Below are 19,719 nucleotides of genomic sequence, written 5' to 3'. Positions count from 1 at the left end.
TTGGGCGATCTTTTCTATTTTTCCTAATAAATTAGGAAAAATAGATCGGCGGCATCTTCGATGCCGCCGATTCAAAAAAAATCTAATTATTGAATATCGACTATATACATTTCACCTTTATCCTGTTTACCCGTTTTAGGTAAAGTTTTTGTTTTAGGATTTCCGTTTCCGTCATCTGCAACCCCGAAATCATCATCATTAAAAACGGCCAGTTTATTATTTCCTAAATACACAATTCCTTCGAATTTATCGTGCTCATAACCAATTTTGGCAACCAAATCAACGGCTAACGTTTTCGTAACAGGTTTTAATCCTGCAGCGTTGATTTCATCCCAGGTAGACTGTTCAAGGGTTTTTCCATTGATCTTCATTCCGTCTACTGCCGTTAAATCCGTTCCCGAAACATCCGAAGCATTGGCCAAATTGATTCTGTACACTTTTTTAAGTCCACCCACAGAACCAAAATTCCCGTCTCTTTCGATTACCAGAAATTCAGTATTACTGATTGGGGTAATATCGCAAACGGAATCAGAAGCTCCTCCATCCTGTCTGTATAAGTATTGTTTGGTTTGACCCGTTGCCAAATCAAAAGTCACAATTCTGGTTAAAGTCGTATTTGTTGCCAGAGCTTTTGTAGGAACATACATGGTAGACTGCATCGTACCTACCAACTTTTTTCCATCGGGTGTCATACACATCCCTTCCATTCCACGGTTGGGTCTTCTTTTGGCAAAAACAGCAGGAAGTTTTCTTGTTCCGGTATTTACGCCAATCGGACTGATTCTCTCCAGTTCTACTCCATCTGCGCTATAATGAACAATATGAGGACCATATTCATCAGAAACCCAGAAAGTACCATCTTTTGCTGCCACAATACTTTCACTATCCAGTCCATAATTATCCGTTCCTAAAACACTTCCGTCTGCAGCATAAGCAATTTCTCCCGTACTTCCCATTCCTACAGGATTTGGAAGACCGGTAATCGGCTGTCCAGAAGGATTTTTAAGCTTGATATATTTAATTACCTCAATATTGCCGCTTGCATTGATTTTAAAATGCATAATGGTCGGTGTAAAATCCGGGACAAGGATTTTAATTCCATTCGAGTAGGCTACATTCGGACCACGATCGGTAATTACATAAAATTCTCCTTTCTGCGTGGGGTGCGCTGTTGCTCCGGAACCGAAACCTCCATTGATGATATTAACTCCGTTCAATGTTTTTAGCGTTGAAAAAGGAAATTCCTGCGGAAGTTTAGAATAGTCAATATCCTGATTGATTGCATTATCATCATTGTTACAGGCAGCCAAAGCCATACAGGCAAAAACAGGTAATAAGAATTTTTTCATGAGTCGCTTTTTATTGGATGCGAAAGTAAATAATGATTGTAAACTGATGTTGAATGGAATATTAAATTTCTTTTGTCTTAAACTTTTATTTCAAAATTTGGAAACAAATACCCGGTCGGTTTTTAGAATTTCAAAATTCCCCTCCTTTGGAGGGGGGCGAAAATTCAAAGAATTTTTGACAGGGTGGTAAAAATAAATTGTAAATAATCAATGTATAGAAATCACTATATTTCACTGTTAATAAAGCTCTTAGTTACAATCAAAAAAAATAAAAAAACGCACCAAATACCTTGATGCGTTTTCAATATTTTTAAAGAAAAATTATTTTTTCTCTTTAGATCTCTGTAATACCTCATCTACCATTCCGTAGCCTTTTGCTTCTTCAGAAGTCATCCAGTAATCTCTGTCAGAAGCTTTCTCTACCCAATCAAATGTTTGCCCAGAATGTTCAGCAATGATGTCATATAATTCTTTTTTAAGCTTCAACATCTCTCTCAGGTTGATCTCCATATCAGAAGCCACCCCTTGAGCTCCTCCTGAAGGCTGGTGAATCATCACTCTTGAATGCTTAAGAGCAGAACGTTTACCGTTTTCACCCGCAACCAATAATACAGCTCCCATTGAAGCGGCAATTCCTGTACAGATTGTTGCTACATCTGGCTTAATGATTTGCATGGTATCATAAATTCCTAATCCTGCATATACACTTCCACCAGGAGAATTGATATAAATTTGAATATCTTTTGAAGGATCTGCACTTTCTAAGAATAGAAGCTGAGCCGTTACGATATTAGCAACCTGGTCATCAATGCCTGTACCTAAGAAGATAATTCTGTCCATCATTAGACGCGAAAAAACGTCCATTTGGGCAACATTTAATCTTCTTTCCTCCATAATGTATGGTGTAAGATTTGTCGGTCCAAACATTCCCATATACTGATCGGTTACCAAACCGTTGTTTCCTAAATGCTTTACAGAGAAGTCTCTGAATTCTTTTTTAATGTCCATATTTCTATTGGTATTATTTTAAATTTTTTTCAAAGTTTAAATTACAACTTTTATTCCTAAAATTATATAAGACTTTTTGTCACAGAAGATCAATGATTAATAAACAGTTTGTCTGAAATTATCTTTTTCTGTCCCCGTAAATACCTTTAATCGGAGAATATTCAATAATATCGCTCAAACGCATGGAAGCCTGTTTCAACAATGTTATTTTTTGAAGCAGTTCAAAATACTTTACGGGATCAGAATCCCGGTGTTCATCAAGCTCTCTGGCTGTCTGTTTTATTAAATAATCTATATATCTGTATTTATGAAGCAATACATCTCCTTGTACCTGCTCAGCAATTTTGTCCCCGTAATTGGGCGGATAAATATTTCGGGAAGCCCAGTTTTCAAGATCATCCAACGGAATTAATGCATCCACAACTTTTGAAGTAATCTCTTCATCCATAAAAGATACAAAAAAGTTTCCGCTTCTCAGTTCGTCATTTTGAATCCCCTCCTTTACCTGATCAATGATCACTTCATTTCCCTTTACTAAAAATTCATAATGCTCTTCTTCAAAATGCTGCAGAATTTCTTCAATGACGGTGATTTGATATTCTTCATTGTGATCATCTTTTCTTTTCAGAATTACATCTCCAAACATCAGCATATGATCTACAAGCTTGTTTTCCATAAATAGGACATCATACAAAAACGGATCCCCCTTTTCTTCATCCAAAGGTACAATCTCCATTTTCACAGGAGCCGCATTTTCCTTCTGCTGCTGAACGTGCTGATTCTGATTTTGGGTCACCTGGCGCTGAACATCAAGCTCATTAAACAAACTCTGTTCAGAAAGCCCGAATTTATTGGAAACTTCTTTTAGGTAAACCTCTCTTTTTAAGGCATTTTGAACAAAACCAACTGATTTTACAATATCTCTGATGGCTTCTGCCTTTTTAATCGGATCATTCCCGACTTCTTTTAAAAGAATTTCTGCCTTAAAATCAATAAAATCCATCGCTTCATTTTCGATGAATTTTTCTACATATTCCTGCGGATATTTTCTTGCAAAAGAATCAGGATCATCGCCATCTGGAAACAGAAGAACACGAATGTTCATGCCTTCCGTCAATAACATATCAATGCTTCGGAAGCTGGCTTTAATTCCGGCATTATCCCCATCAAAAAGAATCGTAACGTTTTCCGTTAATCTTTTGATGAGCTTAATCTGCTCTGTTGTCAAAGATGTTCCGGAACTGGCCACAACGTTTTCAATTCCCGACATATGAAGGGAAATCACATCCATATATCCTTCTACCAAAAGGCAGACATTCTTTTTAGAAATCGCCTGCTTACTTTGGTTTAATCCATAAAGAACATTGGATTTGTGATAAATTTCGGTCTCCGGAGAATTAAGATATTTTGCGGTCTTAACATTATTTTTAAGAATTCTCGCTCCAAAACCTAAAACCCGCCCCGAAAAGCTGTGAATCGGGAAAATGACTCTTTCTCTGAAACGGTCTACTCCTGCAGGGGTATTTTCCGGAAAAATGGAAAGTCCGGACTTTTCTAAAATCTCTTTGGAATAGCCTTTTTCTAAAGCATATGTTGTAAAAGCATTTTTCTTTTCGGGAGAATATCCGAGCTGAAATTTTTTGATGATATCATCCCGAAGTTCACGTTCTTTGAAATAAGATAGTCCGATAGCTTTTCCCTCTTCAACCTCCCATAGGAAATTTTGGAAATAGTCATTCGCAACTTCATGAATCTTATATAGTAAATCTCTTTCGGACTGTGCATTTTTGGCCTCTTCCGAAAAGTCTTTCTGATCTTCTTCAATTTCAATTCCATACTTTTTAGCAGCATGGCGAAGCGCTTCAGGATAGGTGAAATTCTCAATTTCCATCAAAAAAGAAATAGCAGTCCCTCCTTTTCCGGTTGAGAAATCTTTCCAGATCTGTTTAGCTGCAGAAACTACAAAACTCGGTGTTTTTTCATCATGGAACGGACTGAGTCCTTTATAATTAGACCCTGCCCTTTTCAGCTGCACATATTCGCCAACAATCTCTTCTACTCGTATTGTTGAAAATATTTTATCTATGGTCTGTTTGGAAATCATAAGACAAAAATATACAAATTTATATTGAAATTGATACATTTACAGACAACTCAATACTGGGTCTTAGTAATTTTTTGATTTTTAAATGATTTAATTTTTAATTATTTTTGAAAATTAAAAATCAGGCTTTAAATTGGCAGAAAACAACTACAAAACCTTTAACATTTATAAACCATCAACTGGTTTTGTATGGACACGCGCAAGAATATGTTATCTTCTAATCGTTTTTCCATTACTACTTATAGGTTTTGTTCTGTATGTTTTAAAAATTCCTGATCAGGAAATTCCAAAATGGTTTTCATGGATCATCACTCCTCCCTTATGTATTGGTATTATTGGCGGTTTCATTAATGTATTTTTCCCTGAAGAATTAAAAGGTAAAATAGAAGGCAAGCTTATTTTCGAAAATGAAAAAATAACGATTGATAACGAGATTTTTTTTATTAAGGAATTAAAACATCTTGAAATTGTACAAAATAACCATGAAGGTAGATATATTTATAGAAATGGCTTTAGCGGAATGTTTTCGCAGGGCTGTAATAATATTCTAAAGATTCGGGATTTAAATAATCAAGAAAGAAAATGTTTTTTCCAGATAAGACAGCCTAGGGAACTTTTACAGATATCAAATCAGTTAAATCATTACATAGACAACTATGGCTTGCTTTCAAAAGAGGCAAGAAATCATATATTAAATTATAATTGAAATGGAATTTACAATCAATACAATAGAAGACTGGCAAAAAATAGCAGACACCATTATTCCTCAGTTACAGCATAATATTTTCCTTTTAAAAGGAAACTTAGGTGCCGGAAAAACCACTTTCACACAATTTTTACTTAAGAATTTGGGAAGTACTGATGAAGTAAATTCTCCAACCTATTCTATTGTGAATGAATACAATACTCCAAAGGGAAAAGTATATCATTTTGATCTGTACCGATTAAAAAATATAGAAGAAGTTTATGATATTGGGATTGAAGAATATCTCGATAATGCTTTTCTGTGTATTATAGAGTGGCCGGAAGTGTATGAAGATGAGCTTTACGGACTTAAATACCACGAAATGAGCATTGTAAATACCGGTGAAAACAGAGAAATTTCATTCGATTAAATATTATGTATCTTTGCTTATTGAATTCAATTGACAAATAATTATCTGTAAGATATAATTTAAGATGAGTACTACAAATATTTTCACCCCTTTTACTGAGGAGGAACTGATCCCCAAAGCGGAAAAGCTTGAGGTGATTAAAAAAGGTAAACAGTTCAGTATTGGAGTTCCAAAAGAAACCTGCCTTAATGAAAGGAGGACCTGTATTACACCAGATGCTGTACAGGTTTTGGTAGAACATGGTCATGAAATTATTATAGAATCCGGAGCCGGACAAGGTTCGTTTTTTACAGATTTACAATATGCTGAATCGGGGGCCAGAATTACAAACGATCCGAAAGAAGCATTCGGACAGGATTTAATTTTAAAAGTTAACCCGCCTACAGAAGACGAAATTGAATTTATGAAACCGAATACCTATTTGGTTTCTGCACTTCAAATTAATCTGAGAGATAAAGATTATTTCCTAAAACTGGCAGAGAAAAAAGTAAATGCCATCGCTTTCGAATTCATTGTTGATGAATATAAGCAACTATCTTTGGTACGATTAGTTGGAGAAATTGCAGGTACGGTTTCCATCCTTTATGCTTCAGAGCTTTTAGCTTTATCAAATGGTTTAATGTTGGGAGGAATTACAGGGGTAAGACCTGCCGAAGTAGTGATCTTAGGAGCAGGAATCGTAGGAGAATTTGCAACAAAAGCAGCCATCGGTTTAGGAGCAAGTGTAAGGGTTTTTGACAACTCACTTTCCAAACTAAGAAGACTCCATACCATTGTGGACAGCAGAGTTCCCACTTCCATTATCGATCCTAAAGAGCTCCGTAAAGCATTAAGACGTGCCGATGTAGTTATAGGAGCACTGCCAAGATTAAATATGACTCCGATTGTGACGGAAGATATGGTGATGAAAATGAAAAAAGGAAGTGTTATCATTGATATTACGATTGATAACGGAAAAGTGATCGAAACTTCTGAACTCACTACTATGGAAGATCCTTATGTCATTAAACATGGCGTTATCCATTGCGGACTTCCGAATCTTACCTCAAGAATGCCAAGAACAACAACAAAAGCTATCTCCAATTTCTTCCTTTCCTATATTTTAAACTACGACGAAGAAGGAGGTTTCGAAAACATGCTGGTTCGCAAAAATGAAATGAAGCAAAGTCTTTATATGTACAAAGGAAGACATACGAAAAAAATCATCTGCGACCGTTTCGGACTTACTTATCATGATATCAATCTTTTAATTTTCTAATGAAATCGCCAAGGTTAGGAAACAAAATCTTCAAACATTTGACGCGATTCCATACGGCCTTTAAAAAGTAACAACTACGTATGAAAAAACTTAAATTCTACTTAATAGGTCTCATTCCGGGACTTGCTATTGTATTTTTTGTCTTAAATAAAAAAGGAGCAAGCTGCAGCGGTTACCTTCCCAACAGCCGTGTAATTGCCGAAACCTTATCCAAAGATTTCAAGTATTCCGAAAATTTTAAAGCAGAAATGAATACACTAAAAATCAATGAAAAATTCTTAAAAGACAGCATTATTACTCTTGGAAAAGTAGATTTTGACAGAAGTCATGCCCAAAAACAGCCTTGCCCGGATTATGTTTTGGTGTATCCCGAGAAAAATCCCACGTATGAAATCACTTATGAAAAATGTGAGGAAAGTGTGACACTGAATTCTTTGAAGAAATTAAAATAAGTAACAATTATTTTAACAATAAGGATTTTAAAAGCATTCAAAAGAGTTTTACTTTAATCAAATAACAGCAATAATCTTACAAAATATCTCTGATATTGATTCAATTAACCTTAATAACTTAATGTTCTTAATGGTTAAAACTAAGCTCATTGTAAGAAAATATTGAGATGCTTCGACTCCGCTCAGCATGACATTGTTAAATTAATAGAATAAACTATGGAAGGCAACTACTACATGATTCATGATTATCTGATCTTCATCGGAGTATTTGCTATTTTCTTTTTTGTGACGGTAAGTATTTATTTGTTCAGTCAGAATCAAAAATTTAAGATCCGTAATGCGAAACTTTCGGAAGCCAATAAAATAATCCAGCAACGACTGAATGAAGTACAGCTTGAGCATATCGGAACAAAATTAAATCCGCATCTTTTTAAAAACATTTTAAACTCTGTTCAGTCTCATGCCTATCAGACATATATGTCTTTAGACAAGCTTGCCAACGTTCTTGACTATATTTTATACGAAAGCAACAGTAAATTTGTAAGCCCAAAAGATGAGCTGAACTTTGCTTTAAGTCTCATTGAGATCAATAAAATAAAAGTAAATCCTCTTTTTGATTTCAGAATCAAATCTAAAATCAATAAGTCTGATGAGATTTATGAAGAGAAAGTTTTTGCGCCACTTCTTTCGGTTGATCTGATTGAAAATGCTTTTAAGCATACTGATTTTCTTGCCCAGGATTCATTTATTTCCATTCAGATGGAGCTTGAAGATCGTATTTTCACCATGAGAGTAAGCAATAAGGCTTCTTTAAAAAATGTGCTGGAAAAAGAAAAAAGCGGCTTTGGAAGCCAGTCTTTGGATCAGCGATTAAAAATGATCTACAATAACCATTATTCCCTTCAAAAACATTCAAAAAACGGTATCTTCACGGCAGAATTAAAAATTAATCTGGGAGAATTCTATGATAAAATGCGTTATTCTTGATGATGAATTACTGGCAATCAGCTATTTAAAACTTCTATGCGAGCAAATTGATAACGTAGAAGTTGTAAAAGCATTTAATGATCCCAAAGTATTTTTAAACGAAATTAATGAACTGGATTGCAACATCTGTATTTTAGATATCGAAATGCCGGGAATGACTGGCTTACAGGTCGCTGAATTAATTCCGGACTCAAAGAAAATCATTTTTACAACCGCTTACAAAGAATACGCAGCCGAAGCATTTGATCTGAATGTTGTGGATTATGTAAGAAAACCTATCAAAAAAGAACGCCTGATACAGGCATTTGAAAAAGCAAAGGATCTACTTCAGAATTCCCAGAAGAAAAGCCTAATCGAGTGGAATACCAACATTGGTAAAACCATTATTTTTACGGAGCAGATTGCCTATATAAAAACTTCCGAAATTGATAGCCGAGACAAGGATATCATTCTAAATGACGGAACCACGATTGTTTTAAAAAACCTGAATTTTAAAAATCTTCTTGAGATGCTTCCTTCAAAAGATTTTGCCCAAGTCAATAAAAAAGAAATTATTGCCCTGTCTTCTATTAAAGCTTTTTCTACCAACGAAATTATCACAACCATCACGACAGAAGGAGAAGCTTTCCTGAAATTGCAAATTGGAGAAACGTATAAAAATTCATTAATGGAAATGTTTGGCAGGTAGATTTTCCAGACCTTTTTGCTTTTATTACAGAATTTGTCGGTTTCATTGCACCCTGTATTTTAAATTGTTTTACCCGTGTACTTTTGCATCCGGTTGAATAATTTTATACATGAAAAAATTTCTCTATGCTGGTGGAATGCTTATTTCCAGCCTTTGTTTTTCACAAGAAGCAAATTCTAAGATCAAGGCGTCATTTTTTGACGGAATTGCTGTAGCGGGGTATGTCGATCACGGAGCTTTCATCAATTTTACCGGACCGAACATCAGTTTTAAAAATAAAGATTTAAAACTAATATTGGGAATGCTTCCTTCTCTTAGAATTAAAGAAGACAAGTCGTCAGGAACAAGAAACAGTGTCATTACACCGAATCTGGGAGCAGGTTTAACAGTCGTTTATAAAAAATGGGCAGTACAGCTTCCTGTTTACTACAATTCCAAAACAGCAACTCAAAATGGCACCTGGAAAGCAGGAATTGGGCTTGGATATTCTCTCAGGTAGATTTTCATTACATTATTTGTGACATTGATTACATTTTAGAAATAAAAACAATTATCATAATTATATTCTTATCAACTTTGCATAAAATATCTGGAATCATGAACTTGGGAAAATACAAAAACATTATTTTTTATATCACTACCATCGCAGTTTTTTCCTGCCTGATGTACTTTTTTATTGTGGAAGGACAGACTTTAGAAGTGAAGGAAAATATTGTGACAAAAATCAGCGGTGGATCTACCTGGGATAATTTTTTAGAATCTTTCAAAACTAACCTTCACCATCCATTGGCTCTACTGTTGGCACAAATTGTCACCATCATATTGGTAGCAAGGCTTTTCGGATGGATATGTATGAAAATAAAACAGCCTTCTGTAATTGGAGAAATGATTGCCGGTATTGTTTTAGGTCCCTCGCTTTTGGGAATGTACTTTCCTGAATTTTCAGCATTTCTTTTTCCAAAAGAATCTTTAGGTAATCTACAGTTTTTGAGTCAGATAGGATTAATCCTGTTTATGTACATCGTAGGAATGGAACTGGATCTGAGTGTTTTAAGAAAAAAAGCGCATGATGCCGTTGTCATCAGCCATGCGAGTATTATCATTCCTTTCGCTTTAGGAATCGGGCTTTCATATTACATCTATCAGGAATTTGCACCACAGGGAATTCAGTTTACATCTTTTGCTTTATTCATCGCTATTGCAATGAGTATAACGGCATTTCCTGTTTTAGCAAGAATTGTTCAGGAAAGAAACCTTCAAAAAACAAAGCTGGGAACAGTCGTGATTACTTGTGCTGCAGCCGACGATATTACAGCATGGTGTATTTTGGCAGCCGTAATTGCTATTGTAAAAGCAGGATCTTTTGCCAGTTCTATTTATGTTATCTTAATGGCAATCGGGTATGTTTTCTTAATGATTAAAATTGTAAGACCATTCCTGAAAAGGATTGGTGATCTCCAAGCCGGAAAAAATACCATCAATAAACCAATGGTTGCTATTTTCTTTTTAACGCTGATTCTTTCAGCATATGCAACTGAAGTTATTGGTATTCACGCATTATTCGGAGCATTTATGGCAGGTGCAATTATGCCTGAAAATACTAAATTCCGTACTATGTTTATTGATAAAGTAGAAGATGTTGCCTTGGTACTTCTACTTCCATTATTTTTTGTGTTTACCGGACTCCGTACCCAAATAGGGCTTTTAAATGATAGTCATTTATGGATGACAGCCGGGTTTATAATTCTTACCGCAGTAATCGGGAAATTTGCGGGAAGTGCATTGACCGCCAAATTTTTGGGAATTAACTGGAAAGAAAGTCTGACTATAGGGGCTTTAATGAATACCAGAGGATTAATGGAGCTCATTGTATTAAATATAGGATACGATTTAGGGGTATTAAGCCCTGAAATCTTTGCAATGATGGTTATTATGGCTTTATTTACAACCTTTATGACAGGTCCCGCATTGGATTTCATTAATTTTATTTTTAAATCTAAAAAATCTGAACACGAAGAAAATTCGGACCATAATGATGCACAATATAGAGTTCTTCTTTCTTTTGATAATCCGGAATCAGGAAGTACCTTATTAAAACTTGCTCATGATTTTACCAGCAAAATGAACGGAAACAAGAGCATTACTGCAATGAACATCGCTCCCGTTGAAGAAATGCATGCTTATGATATTAATGAATACGAGAATGAACAGTTTAAAAACGTGATCGACACCTCTCATGATTTAAAATTAAAAGTTACTACTCTTTTTAAAGCCTCTACAGACATTGAAAATGACCTAACCAGTATTTCCAATAAAGGCAATTATGACCTTCTTCTCATTATGCTTGGTAAATCCATGTATGAAGGGAGCTTATTAGGCAGATTGTTAGGCTTTACCACAAAAATTATAAATCCTGAAAAACTTCTCAATACCGTAAAAGGTAAAGGAAATATTTTCAACAACTCTCCTTTTGACGACTTTACATTGCAAATTCTGGATAAAACCAATATTCCTGTAGGAATTTTAGTTGAAAAAGATTTCAAATCAGCTGATAAAGTTTTTGTTCCGATCTTTAATTTAAGTGACTTTTATCTGCTTGAATATGCAAAAAGACTGATTAATAACAACAATTCTCAAATTATTATTTTAGATGTTGCAGGACAAATAAGGAATAATATTGAGGTAAAAGAAATTATAAGAAGTATCGAACAAGTTGCACCCAATCACATCACCCTATATAACGAGAAGAAAATTGAGAAAGAATTTTTAAATTCTCAGGATCTCATGTTGATCAGCAGTAAAAGTTGGAAAAATCTGATTGATACCAAAAGTTTATGGCTTTCTGATATTCCTTCTACGTTGATTATTTCAAATCCTTAATACACATTATTTAATAAACGATACAGACTGCTTTTTTAGGCAGTCTTTTTATTTTTATATGAGTTAACAACCGTTTTTAGTAGTCCATCTAAAAACAGATAAAATATCCAATTAAAAAAAATCTTTACATCAGTCTCAATTCCCTGCTGTAAAGCCTTTCTTATAATAATATAAAAAAGTAAAATTTTCCAAAACAAGCCGTATTTTTTGCTTTATCATTGTATTAATTTTTCCTCTGTTTAAGGCCGAAATCATATTTTTATTTTAATACAGCCTTAAAATCATTGTAACAATGCTCCGCTAAATTTGCCATCAAAAAAAATGAAAAAAACATTAGCTACTTTCGCTATTTTTTTACTCCCTCTCTATCTTACTGCCCAAGAAATTACCATTTCCGGAAATGTAAAATCCGAAAACGGCTCTGGTGTTTCAGGCGCAAGTATTACCGATAAAAATACAGGAAAAACAGCCATCACTGATGCAAACGGAAATTTTACCATTTCAGCAAATCCAAAAGATATTTTAGAGTTTTATGCTCCCGACTTTTCAACCTATACCATTGAAGTTTCCAACAGAAAAAACTATTCGGTAGTTTTAAAAAAGGTCTCCGAAAAACAAATTGAAGGGGTTGTGATCACCGCTTTAGGAATTGCCAAAAAGAAAGAAAAAATAGGATATTCTACTCAGGAAGTAGGAACCAAACAGTTTGAGACCATTACCACACCAAGTATTGGTAACCTATTTTCCGGACAGGTTGCCGGATTAAACGTTTCCAACCCTACAGGAATGCAACAGGCTCCGGAATTTACGTTAAGAGGAAATTCAAATCTGGTTTTTGTTATTGACGGAGTCATTGTTGAGAAAGAAGTTTTTCAGAATTTAGATCCGAATAATATTGATAATATCAACGTACTGAAAGGAGCGACCGCTTCCGCTCTTTACGGGTCCAGAGGGAGATACGGTGCGCTCTTAATTACCACAAAAAGTGCTAAAAAGAAAGGCTTTACCGTAGAATTCTCTCAAAATACAATGATTACCGCTGGATTTACCAACCTTCCGAAAACACAAACGGAATACGGAAACGGTTCGCACGGAAAATATGAATTCTGGGACGGAGCTGACGGTGGTGTAAATGACGGAGATATGATTTGGGGGCCTAAATTTGTTCCTGGAACCAAGATTGCCCAGTGGAACAGCCCCATCAGAGACAAGCAGACCGGAGAAATTATTCCCTGGTACGGAACCGTTGCAGGAAGTCAGTACAACGACAAATCGAGGTACGAAAGAGTTCCTATCGACTGGAAATATCATGATAATTTAAAAACATTCATGAAACCGGCTGTAATTAACAACAACAATTTCTCAATAAGCTATAAAAACAATAAAGATATCTACCGGCTTTCCGGAAATTTCATGAATTATGATGACCGTATTCCGGGAGCATACCTTCAGCGCTATGGTGTCAATTTTTCATCAGAAAACCATATCAGCGACAAATTGATTTTTGATACGAAGTTTAATTTCAACCAAACTTTCACACCCAATATTCCTAACTATGATTATAACCCAAGTGGTCACATGTATACCATCTTAATCTGGATGGGAGGCGATGTAGACGGAAGAGATTTGAAAAATCATTTATGGGTTCCGGGACAGGAAGGGAAAACACAAGCCAACTGGAATTACGCCTGGTATAACAATCCATGGTTCGGTGCTGAATATTATAAAAATAAAAACAGAACCGACATCATCAATGCACAGGCGGGATTGGAATACAAAGCCACTCCGGATTTTTCGGTAAAAGGTAAGATTTCAATAGTTGAAAATCATAACAAGCAGGAAATCCAAAGTCCCTATTCCTATTTTAACTACAGTGCTCCGAGAAGCGGCGGTTATATTTTGAACGATACCAAAACATGGAATCTTAACTCGGATGTTTTAGCAACTTATAAAAAGAAAATTTCTGATAATTTTGATTTCACCATCAATGCGGGAGGCTCAACATTTTACTATAAAAATGATATTGATAATGCTTCCACAGACGGTTTAAAAATTCCGGAAGTGTATTCACTGGACAATTCAATCGGTTCCGTAAAATATTACGATTACCTGAAAGAAAAGCTGATCTACAGTGTCTATTCAACCATAGACGTTGGATTATACAATGCTTTCTTTATCAACGTTTCAGGGCGTAACGACTGGTCTTCAACATTACCCAAAGCCAACAGATCGTACTTCTACCCTTCTGCTTCACTAAGCGCCGTGATTTCTAATCTGGTGAACATGCCTAAAGCAGTCAGCCTGTTAAAATTATCAGCTTCCTGGGCAAAAGTTGCTTATGACTTCCAGCCTTATTCGATCAGGAATTATTATCTGAATAACAGCGGCATTACCTTCAACGGAAATCCTACCTATTATTATCCGACCGTATTGAACTATGAGAATTCATTAAAACCGGAACAGACAAAATCTTATGAACTTGGACTAAGCGCAGTTTTTTTGAATAACCGCATTACCTTAGATGCCACTTATTTCAGAACGCTGGATTATAATAATATTCTTCAGTTCCCAAGCTCGCCGTCTTCAGGATTCACTTCTCAATATGTAAACGGTAATGAGTATACAACAAAAGGGGTTGAAATTTCATTGGGCATTGTTCCTGTGAAAACCAATAATTTCACCTGGAAGTCTTTGATCAACTGGAGTACTTACGAACAAAAGCTGACTTCCATCTACGGAGATATGCCGAATTATAATAACATCACACTAGGCGAAAGAATGGATAGCTTTTATGATTATACATGGCAGAAATCTCCGGACGGAAAAGTGATTCTTAATGCCAATACCGGAATGCCGACAAGAGCAACAACTCCTACAAATTTAGGACATTTTAACCCGGACTGGACATTTGGCTTCAACAATACCTTCAAATATAAAAAGTTAACCTTAAATATCGGTATAGACGGAAGCATCGGCGGTGTTATGAGATCTCAGGTCGTAGAAAAAATGTGGTGGGGAGGAAAACATCCGAATTCCACCATGTACAGAGACCTGGAATATGCAAACCCGGGAACATATTATTTTGTACCGGATGGTGTAAATTATAATCCTGCAACCGGAACGTATACACCACACACAAAAGCAATCAGTTTTCAGGATTGGGCACAGAACTATCCTTACCAGGCAAGAGTTACTGAGGATGAAAGCGAATTATTTGCTAACGTATTCGACAGAACTTTCGTGAAGTTGAGATCGGTAATCCTTGAATATGACTTCTCTTCTTTATTAAATCCGAAAGGTATGGTAAAAGGTTTTACAGCTAATATTTCAGGATACAATCTTGCCATGTGGAAAAAATCTAAAAACCTGTACTCGGATCCTGATTACAAAATCAAGTCAGGAAATGACATCCAGGATCCTTCCAGCAGATGGTTCGGAATCGGTTTTAACCTTAAATTTTAACTAAAAACATTCAATCAAAATGAAAAATATTATAAAATTACTAAGTCTTGCAGGATTATTGGCTTTGGCTTCCTGTGAGACAAATCTTGATACAATTAATGAAAACCCCAACGATCAGGCAAGTGTAGATCCCAAGTTTCTTTTAACCTATGTTTCTCAAAACGCTTTTCAGGTAAATGGTGACAATATGTATGCTTCCAGAATGATGATCGGAACAGACGGAGAAAACGTATATCAATATATGAAATGGAATGACGCTTCTTTCGATGTATATACAAAAGGGCTTTTGAATACAGGAAAAATGATGCAGGAAGCTGAGAAAATTAACAATAAAAATTATCAGGCGATCGGCAAATTTTACAGAGCTTATTATTTTTTCAATTTAAGTTTAAAATTCGGGAGTATTCCTTACTCAGAAGCTGTAAAAGGTGAATCGGGGATTACACAACCTAAATATGACAGTCAGGAAGCTGTAATGGCAGGAATCTTATCCGAATTGAAAGAAGCGAATGATTTAATCAATACGAATGATAAAATTGAAGGCGACATTATCTATAAAGGTGACGCTTCAAAATGGAAAAAACTGATCAACTCTTTTCGTCTGAAAATTTTAATTACGCTTTCTAAAAAGCCTACTGTTGGAAATTACAATATTGCAACGGAATTTGCTTCCGTAGCAGGAAGTCAGCCATTAATGACTTCTATTGCAGACAACGGAGAACTGAAATTCGCAGACGCTGCCGACAGCAGATATACAATGTTCAATAACAGCGGTTATGGTTCAAGTTTATACATGGCCAATTATTTTATCAATTTGTTTAAAGACAGACAAGATCCTCGTTTATTTACTTTTGCAGCGCAAACCACAGGAGCAAAAGAAGCTGGAAAACCGCTTACGGATTTCACAGCTTACAACGGAGGAAACCCGACTTCACCCTATTCTGACAATGCTGCTTTAATTACTGCAAAAAATATTTCTAAAGTAAACGACCGTTTTTATAAAGATGCTACGAATGAGCCTTCCAGCGTTTTAAGTTATTCCGAATTAGAATTCATTCTGACGGAAGCTACGGCGAGAGGCTGGATTTCTGGCTCGGCAAAAACGCATTATGACAATGCTATTAAGGCAAGCTTTACCTTTTATCAGACCTATGTTAAAAACCCGAATCAGTATTTTGCCGGATTTGATGTGAATCAGTATTTAGCTACGCCTTTGGTGATGTATGATAATTCTGCGACCCTGCCTGTTCAGTTGGAAAAAATCATGACCCAAAAGTACATGACGATGTTTCACCAGTCACAATGGACCTCTTATTATGATTATCTGAGAACCGGTTACCCGAATTACCCTTTACAAACGGGAGTTTCAGCACCTTACAGATTCAGATACCCACAGACAGAGTACAATTACAACAGTGTAAACCTTAAAGCTGCATTAGCATCCCAATACGGAGGAAATGATAATATCAATTCTAAGCCTTGGTGGTTACAGTAAAAACTTACTAACTTTAAAAATCGCAGGAAATTCACTTTCTTGCGGTTTCTTTATTTAATGATTGGAATATGAACAGAAGAACATTTTTAGAAAAATCTAGTTTACTTTTAGCAGGATTAGGGACATCCACCATGTTGCATCCTTCTATTTTAAAAGCTTTAACCATAGAACCGAATGCCCAGTCTACCTTTTATGATGCAGAACATATCGTAATTCTGATGCAGGAAAACCGCTCCTTTGACCATGCTTTCGGAACTATGAAAGGAGTAAGAGGGTTTTTAGATCAGAGAGCTTTCAGGAAACCGGACGGTCATTCCGTTTTTTTTCAAAAAAATAATGACGGAAAATATGCTGCTCCTGCCCGTTTGGATCTAAGAAACACAAAATCTACATGGATGAGCTCTCTTCCGCATTCCTGGGACAACCAGCAAAAGGCTTTAAACAATGGAAAATATGATCAATGGCTACAGGCAAAAGCTTCGGGAAATAAAGATTACAAAGAAATTCCACTTACATTAGGCTATTACAATCTTGAAGACTTACCATTTTACTATCAACTGGCAGATGCATTCACAATTTTTGACCAATATTTTTGCTCCTCTTTAACGGGAACAACACCCAACCGGCTTTTCCATTGGTCGGGAACACTTCGTGAGCAGCAAAACGGTAAGGTGAAAGCTAATGTTTACAATGAAAATATAGATTACGATAAAGCAAGGCAGGCAAAATGGAAAAGTTTCCCGGAAATACTGGAAGAACAGAATATTTCCTGGAAAATATATCAAAATGAAATCAGTCTACCCAAAGGAATGTCTGGTGAACAGGAAGCCTGGCTAAGCAATTTTACTGATAACCCAATTGAATGGTTTACGAAATTCAATGTGAAATTCTCGGATGGTTATCATAAAAATATCCCGAATATAATATCTTCTTTAAAAAAAGAAATTGAAAAAAATCCGAAACAGAAAGAAAGGCTGGAACAAATAATTTTAGAACTTCAAAATGACTGGGAAGAATTTAAACCTGAAAATTTTGCTAAACTTTCTCAAACTGAAAAAAATCTTCACGAAAAAGCATTTACGACCAATTCCAACGACCCCGATTATTGGAATTTGGAAATCGGACAAGATGAAAATGGTGAAAGATTAGTTATTCCGAAAGGTGATGTTTTATACCAGTTCAGAAAAGACGTTAATGAAAAAAAATTACCGTTAGTATCCTGGCTGATTGCTCCCGAACATTTTTCCGATCATCCCGGTTCACCTTGGTACGGGGCGTGGTATATTTCTGAAGTACTAAATATTTTAACCCAAGATCCTGAAACCTGGAAGAAAACGATTTTTATTATTAATTATGATGAGAACGATGGATATTTCGATCATGTTCTGCCGTTTTCACCTCCGATGAATCCCAGTCAGCCAATTGATATGAATGGCAAAGAAGGAGTTGAATACGTAAATAAAAATCAGGAATATATGACCTCTCAAAAGCTGAAAGATCATGAAAAAATAGAAGGTACGGTCGGATTAGGTTACAGAGTTCCGATGATTATTGCCTCTCCCTGGACAAAAGGCGGTTATGTAAATTCCGAAGTTTCAGATCATACTTCCGTTTTACAATTTCTGGAAAAGTTTATTAAGAAGAAATTTGATAAAAATGTTACCGTAGAAAATATTAGCGACTGGAGAAGAGCAATTTGTGGAGATTTAACATCAGCATTCAACACAGCCAGTACAAAAATCCCAAAAATGGATTATCTTGACCAAAAAGACTACGCTAAAACCATTAATTCGGCTAAAAACAAACCCGTTCCCAATTTAAAATGGTATTCTGAAAATGAATTAAATAATAATTTGTTAGATATTCAGGAAAGAGGATTAAAACCATCCAATGCGCTTCCATATAACTATCTTGTCAATTTTCAGAATGAAAAAATAAAAATGATCAATTTCAACGAAAAAGGAGTTCCTTTACTTATCTACGACAGAAATAAATTTCAAGATAACGATTTCCATTTTTCTTATGCATTATATTCAAAACAAGAGTTATCACATGCTATCCAGTATGAAAAATATGATTATGAAGTTTTTGGACCTAATGGTTTTTACAGGCATTTTAAAGGAGAAAATAATCCTGAAATAGAAATAATACTCAATAATTCTCTATCTAAAAATGAAGTCGAGTTGGTGATTAAAAAGAAGAAAAAAGAAAATATTTCTATAATAGTCGAGAATCTCTATGAAAAAACGAAAAAACAGATTGATTTAAAACATTCTGAAGAGAAAATATTAATTGATCTTAGTAAAATGAAAGGTTGGTATGATCTAAAGATAAATATGAAAAACCAAGATTGGCAATTTTCAGGTAGAATTGAAACAGGAAAAACCTCAGTTTCTGATCCTCATTGGAGCTAATATTTAAATACTCTTTGTACATATTTGAAAGCCTTATACCTCTAACTGTATAAGGCTTTTCTTAAATTTTATTACTAATTATAGAAGTAAGGTTAAGGTATTTAAACCGCTAAAAGTTTCATATGAAGCTCATGTTAGGGGCTAAAAAATCCACATTTAATGCTTTGAATGAGATTAATATTATAAAGGTTTATGAATAATGCTTGTCTAAATGGTCTAAAAACAAAAAAGTCTCATACATATCTGTATGAGACTTTAAATAAAAACTGGCGGCGACCTACTCTCCCGCTTGTCGCAGTACCATCGGCGCTGGTGGGCTTAACTTCTGTGTTCGGAATGGGAACAGGTGAGCCCCACCGCTAAAACCACCCTAAAGGTTGTATATAAGGTTGCAGTTTGAAGGTGATAGGTTGCAGGTTTTCCTGCTACCTGATAGCTATCATCTGCTACCTGTTTTATCGGTAAATTTCATCACAAAGGCAAAACCATGATTGCACTTATAAGGCT

14 protein-coding genes and 1 rRNA gene are annotated in these 19,719 nt (G+C 35.4%); 11 read left to right on the top strand and 4 right to left on the bottom strand.

The features are described 5' to 3' along the window. Positions 1–86 precede the first annotated feature (86 nt). The 3 genes from MKS83_RS21180 to dnaG all read right to left on the bottom strand — a co-directional run bounded on the left by MKS83_RS21180 (position 87) and on the right by dnaG (position 4,461). Positions 87–1,349, bottom strand: a complete 1,263-nt coding sequence (locus tag MKS83_RS21180; protein ID WP_240581225.1) for an esterase-like activity of phytase family protein — start codon at positions 1,347–1,349, stop codon at positions 87–89. A 321-nt stretch (positions 1,350–1,670) separates the two neighbouring features. Then, positions 1,671–2,357 carry an ATP-dependent Clp endopeptidase proteolytic subunit ClpP gene (gene clpP, locus MKS83_RS21175; protein ID WP_100374872.1) on the bottom strand — a complete coding sequence of 229 codons (687 nt, stop codon included), beginning with the start codon at positions 2,355–2,357 and terminating at the stop codon, positions 1,671–1,673. Positions 2,358–2,475: 118 nt separating this feature from the next. Continuing rightward, on the bottom strand, positions 2,476–4,461 hold the full coding sequence (gene dnaG, locus MKS83_RS21170) for a DNA primase (protein ID WP_240581224.1): 1,986 nt from the start codon (positions 4,459–4,461) through the stop codon (positions 2,476–2,478). 133 nt (positions 4,462–4,594) lie between these two features. Here dnaG and MKS83_RS21165 point away from each other — a divergent pair, with 133 nt between their 5' ends. From MKS83_RS21165 to MKS83_RS21115, 11 genes are all read left to right on the top strand, one after another. Next, positions 4,595–5,167, top strand: a complete 573-nt coding sequence (locus MKS83_RS21165) for a hypothetical protein (RefSeq protein ID WP_240581223.1) — start codon at positions 4,595–4,597, stop codon at positions 5,165–5,167. Position 5,168: 1 nt separating this feature from the next. Beyond that, complete coding sequence (gene tsaE, locus MKS83_RS21160; RefSeq protein ID WP_240581222.1) at positions 5,169–5,576, top strand: tRNA (adenosine(37)-N6)-threonylcarbamoyltransferase complex ATPase subunit type 1 TsaE; 408 nt, start codon at positions 5,169–5,171, stop codon at positions 5,574–5,576. 64 nt (positions 5,577–5,640) lie between these two features. Continuing rightward, entirely contained in the window at positions 5,641–6,834 is a 1,194-nt protein-coding gene (locus tag MKS83_RS21155; RefSeq protein ID WP_240581221.1) for an alanine dehydrogenase, read from the top strand. 80 nt (positions 6,835–6,914) lie between these two features. Continuing rightward, positions 6,915–7,286, top strand: coding sequence for a hypothetical protein (locus MKS83_RS21150; RefSeq protein WP_240581220.1), 372 nt, complete (start codon positions 6,915–6,917; stop codon positions 7,284–7,286). 216 nt (positions 7,287–7,502) lie between these two features. Then, a complete protein-coding gene (locus MKS83_RS21145) occupies positions 7,503–8,273 on the top strand; it encodes a histidine kinase (RefSeq protein WP_240581219.1) in 771 nt (256 codons plus the stop codon). Then, the gene (locus MKS83_RS21140; RefSeq protein WP_240581218.1) at positions 8,251–8,961 is read left to right on the top strand and encodes a LytR/AlgR family response regulator transcription factor; all 711 of its coding nucleotides are present in this window, start codon (positions 8,251–8,253) and stop codon (positions 8,959–8,961) included. Before MKS83_RS21145 ends, MKS83_RS21140 begins: the two co-directional genes overlap by 23 nt. Positions 8,962–9,070: 109 nt before the next feature. Then, positions 9,071–9,460 (top strand): hypothetical protein, encoded by a 390-nt coding sequence (locus MKS83_RS21135; RefSeq protein WP_240581217.1) that lies wholly within the window; start codon positions 9,071–9,073, stop codon positions 9,458–9,460. 104 nt (positions 9,461–9,564) lie between these two features. Further along, complete coding sequence (locus MKS83_RS21130) at positions 9,565–11,841, top strand: cation:proton antiporter (protein ID WP_240583212.1); 2,277 nt, start codon at positions 9,565–9,567, stop codon at positions 11,839–11,841. Between the two features lie 321 nt (positions 11,842–12,162). Beyond that, on the top strand, positions 12,163–15,303 hold the full coding sequence (locus MKS83_RS21125) for a SusC/RagA family TonB-linked outer membrane protein (RefSeq protein WP_240581216.1): 3,141 nt from the start codon (positions 12,163–12,165) through the stop codon (positions 15,301–15,303). Between the two features lie 19 nt (positions 15,304–15,322). Next, positions 15,323–16,798, top strand: a complete 1,476-nt coding sequence (locus tag MKS83_RS21120; protein WP_240581215.1) for a SusD/RagB family nutrient-binding outer membrane lipoprotein — start codon at positions 15,323–15,325, stop codon at positions 16,796–16,798. 68 nt (positions 16,799–16,866) lie between these two features. Further along, the gene (locus MKS83_RS21115; RefSeq protein WP_240581214.1) at positions 16,867–19,212 is read left to right on the top strand and encodes a phosphocholine-specific phospholipase C; all 2,346 of its coding nucleotides are present in this window, start codon (positions 16,867–16,869) and stop codon (positions 19,210–19,212) included. 264 nt (positions 19,213–19,476) lie between these two features. On the opposite strand, the gene rrf is transcribed toward MKS83_RS21115, so the two are convergent. Continuing rightward, a 5S ribosomal RNA gene (gene rrf, locus MKS83_RS21110) occupies positions 19,477–19,585 on the bottom strand. Between the last annotated feature and the right edge of the window lie 134 nt (positions 19,586–19,719).

The organism is Chryseobacterium sp. Y16C (genome assembly GCF_022488405.1).
In the GTDB taxonomy this organism is placed as follows: domain Bacteria; phylum Bacteroidota; class Bacteroidia; order Flavobacteriales; family Weeksellaceae; genus Chryseobacterium; species Chryseobacterium geocarposphaerae.
The sequence above is the reverse complement of the archived record's forward strand: the minus strand, read 5'-3'. Positions and strand labels throughout refer to the sequence as shown.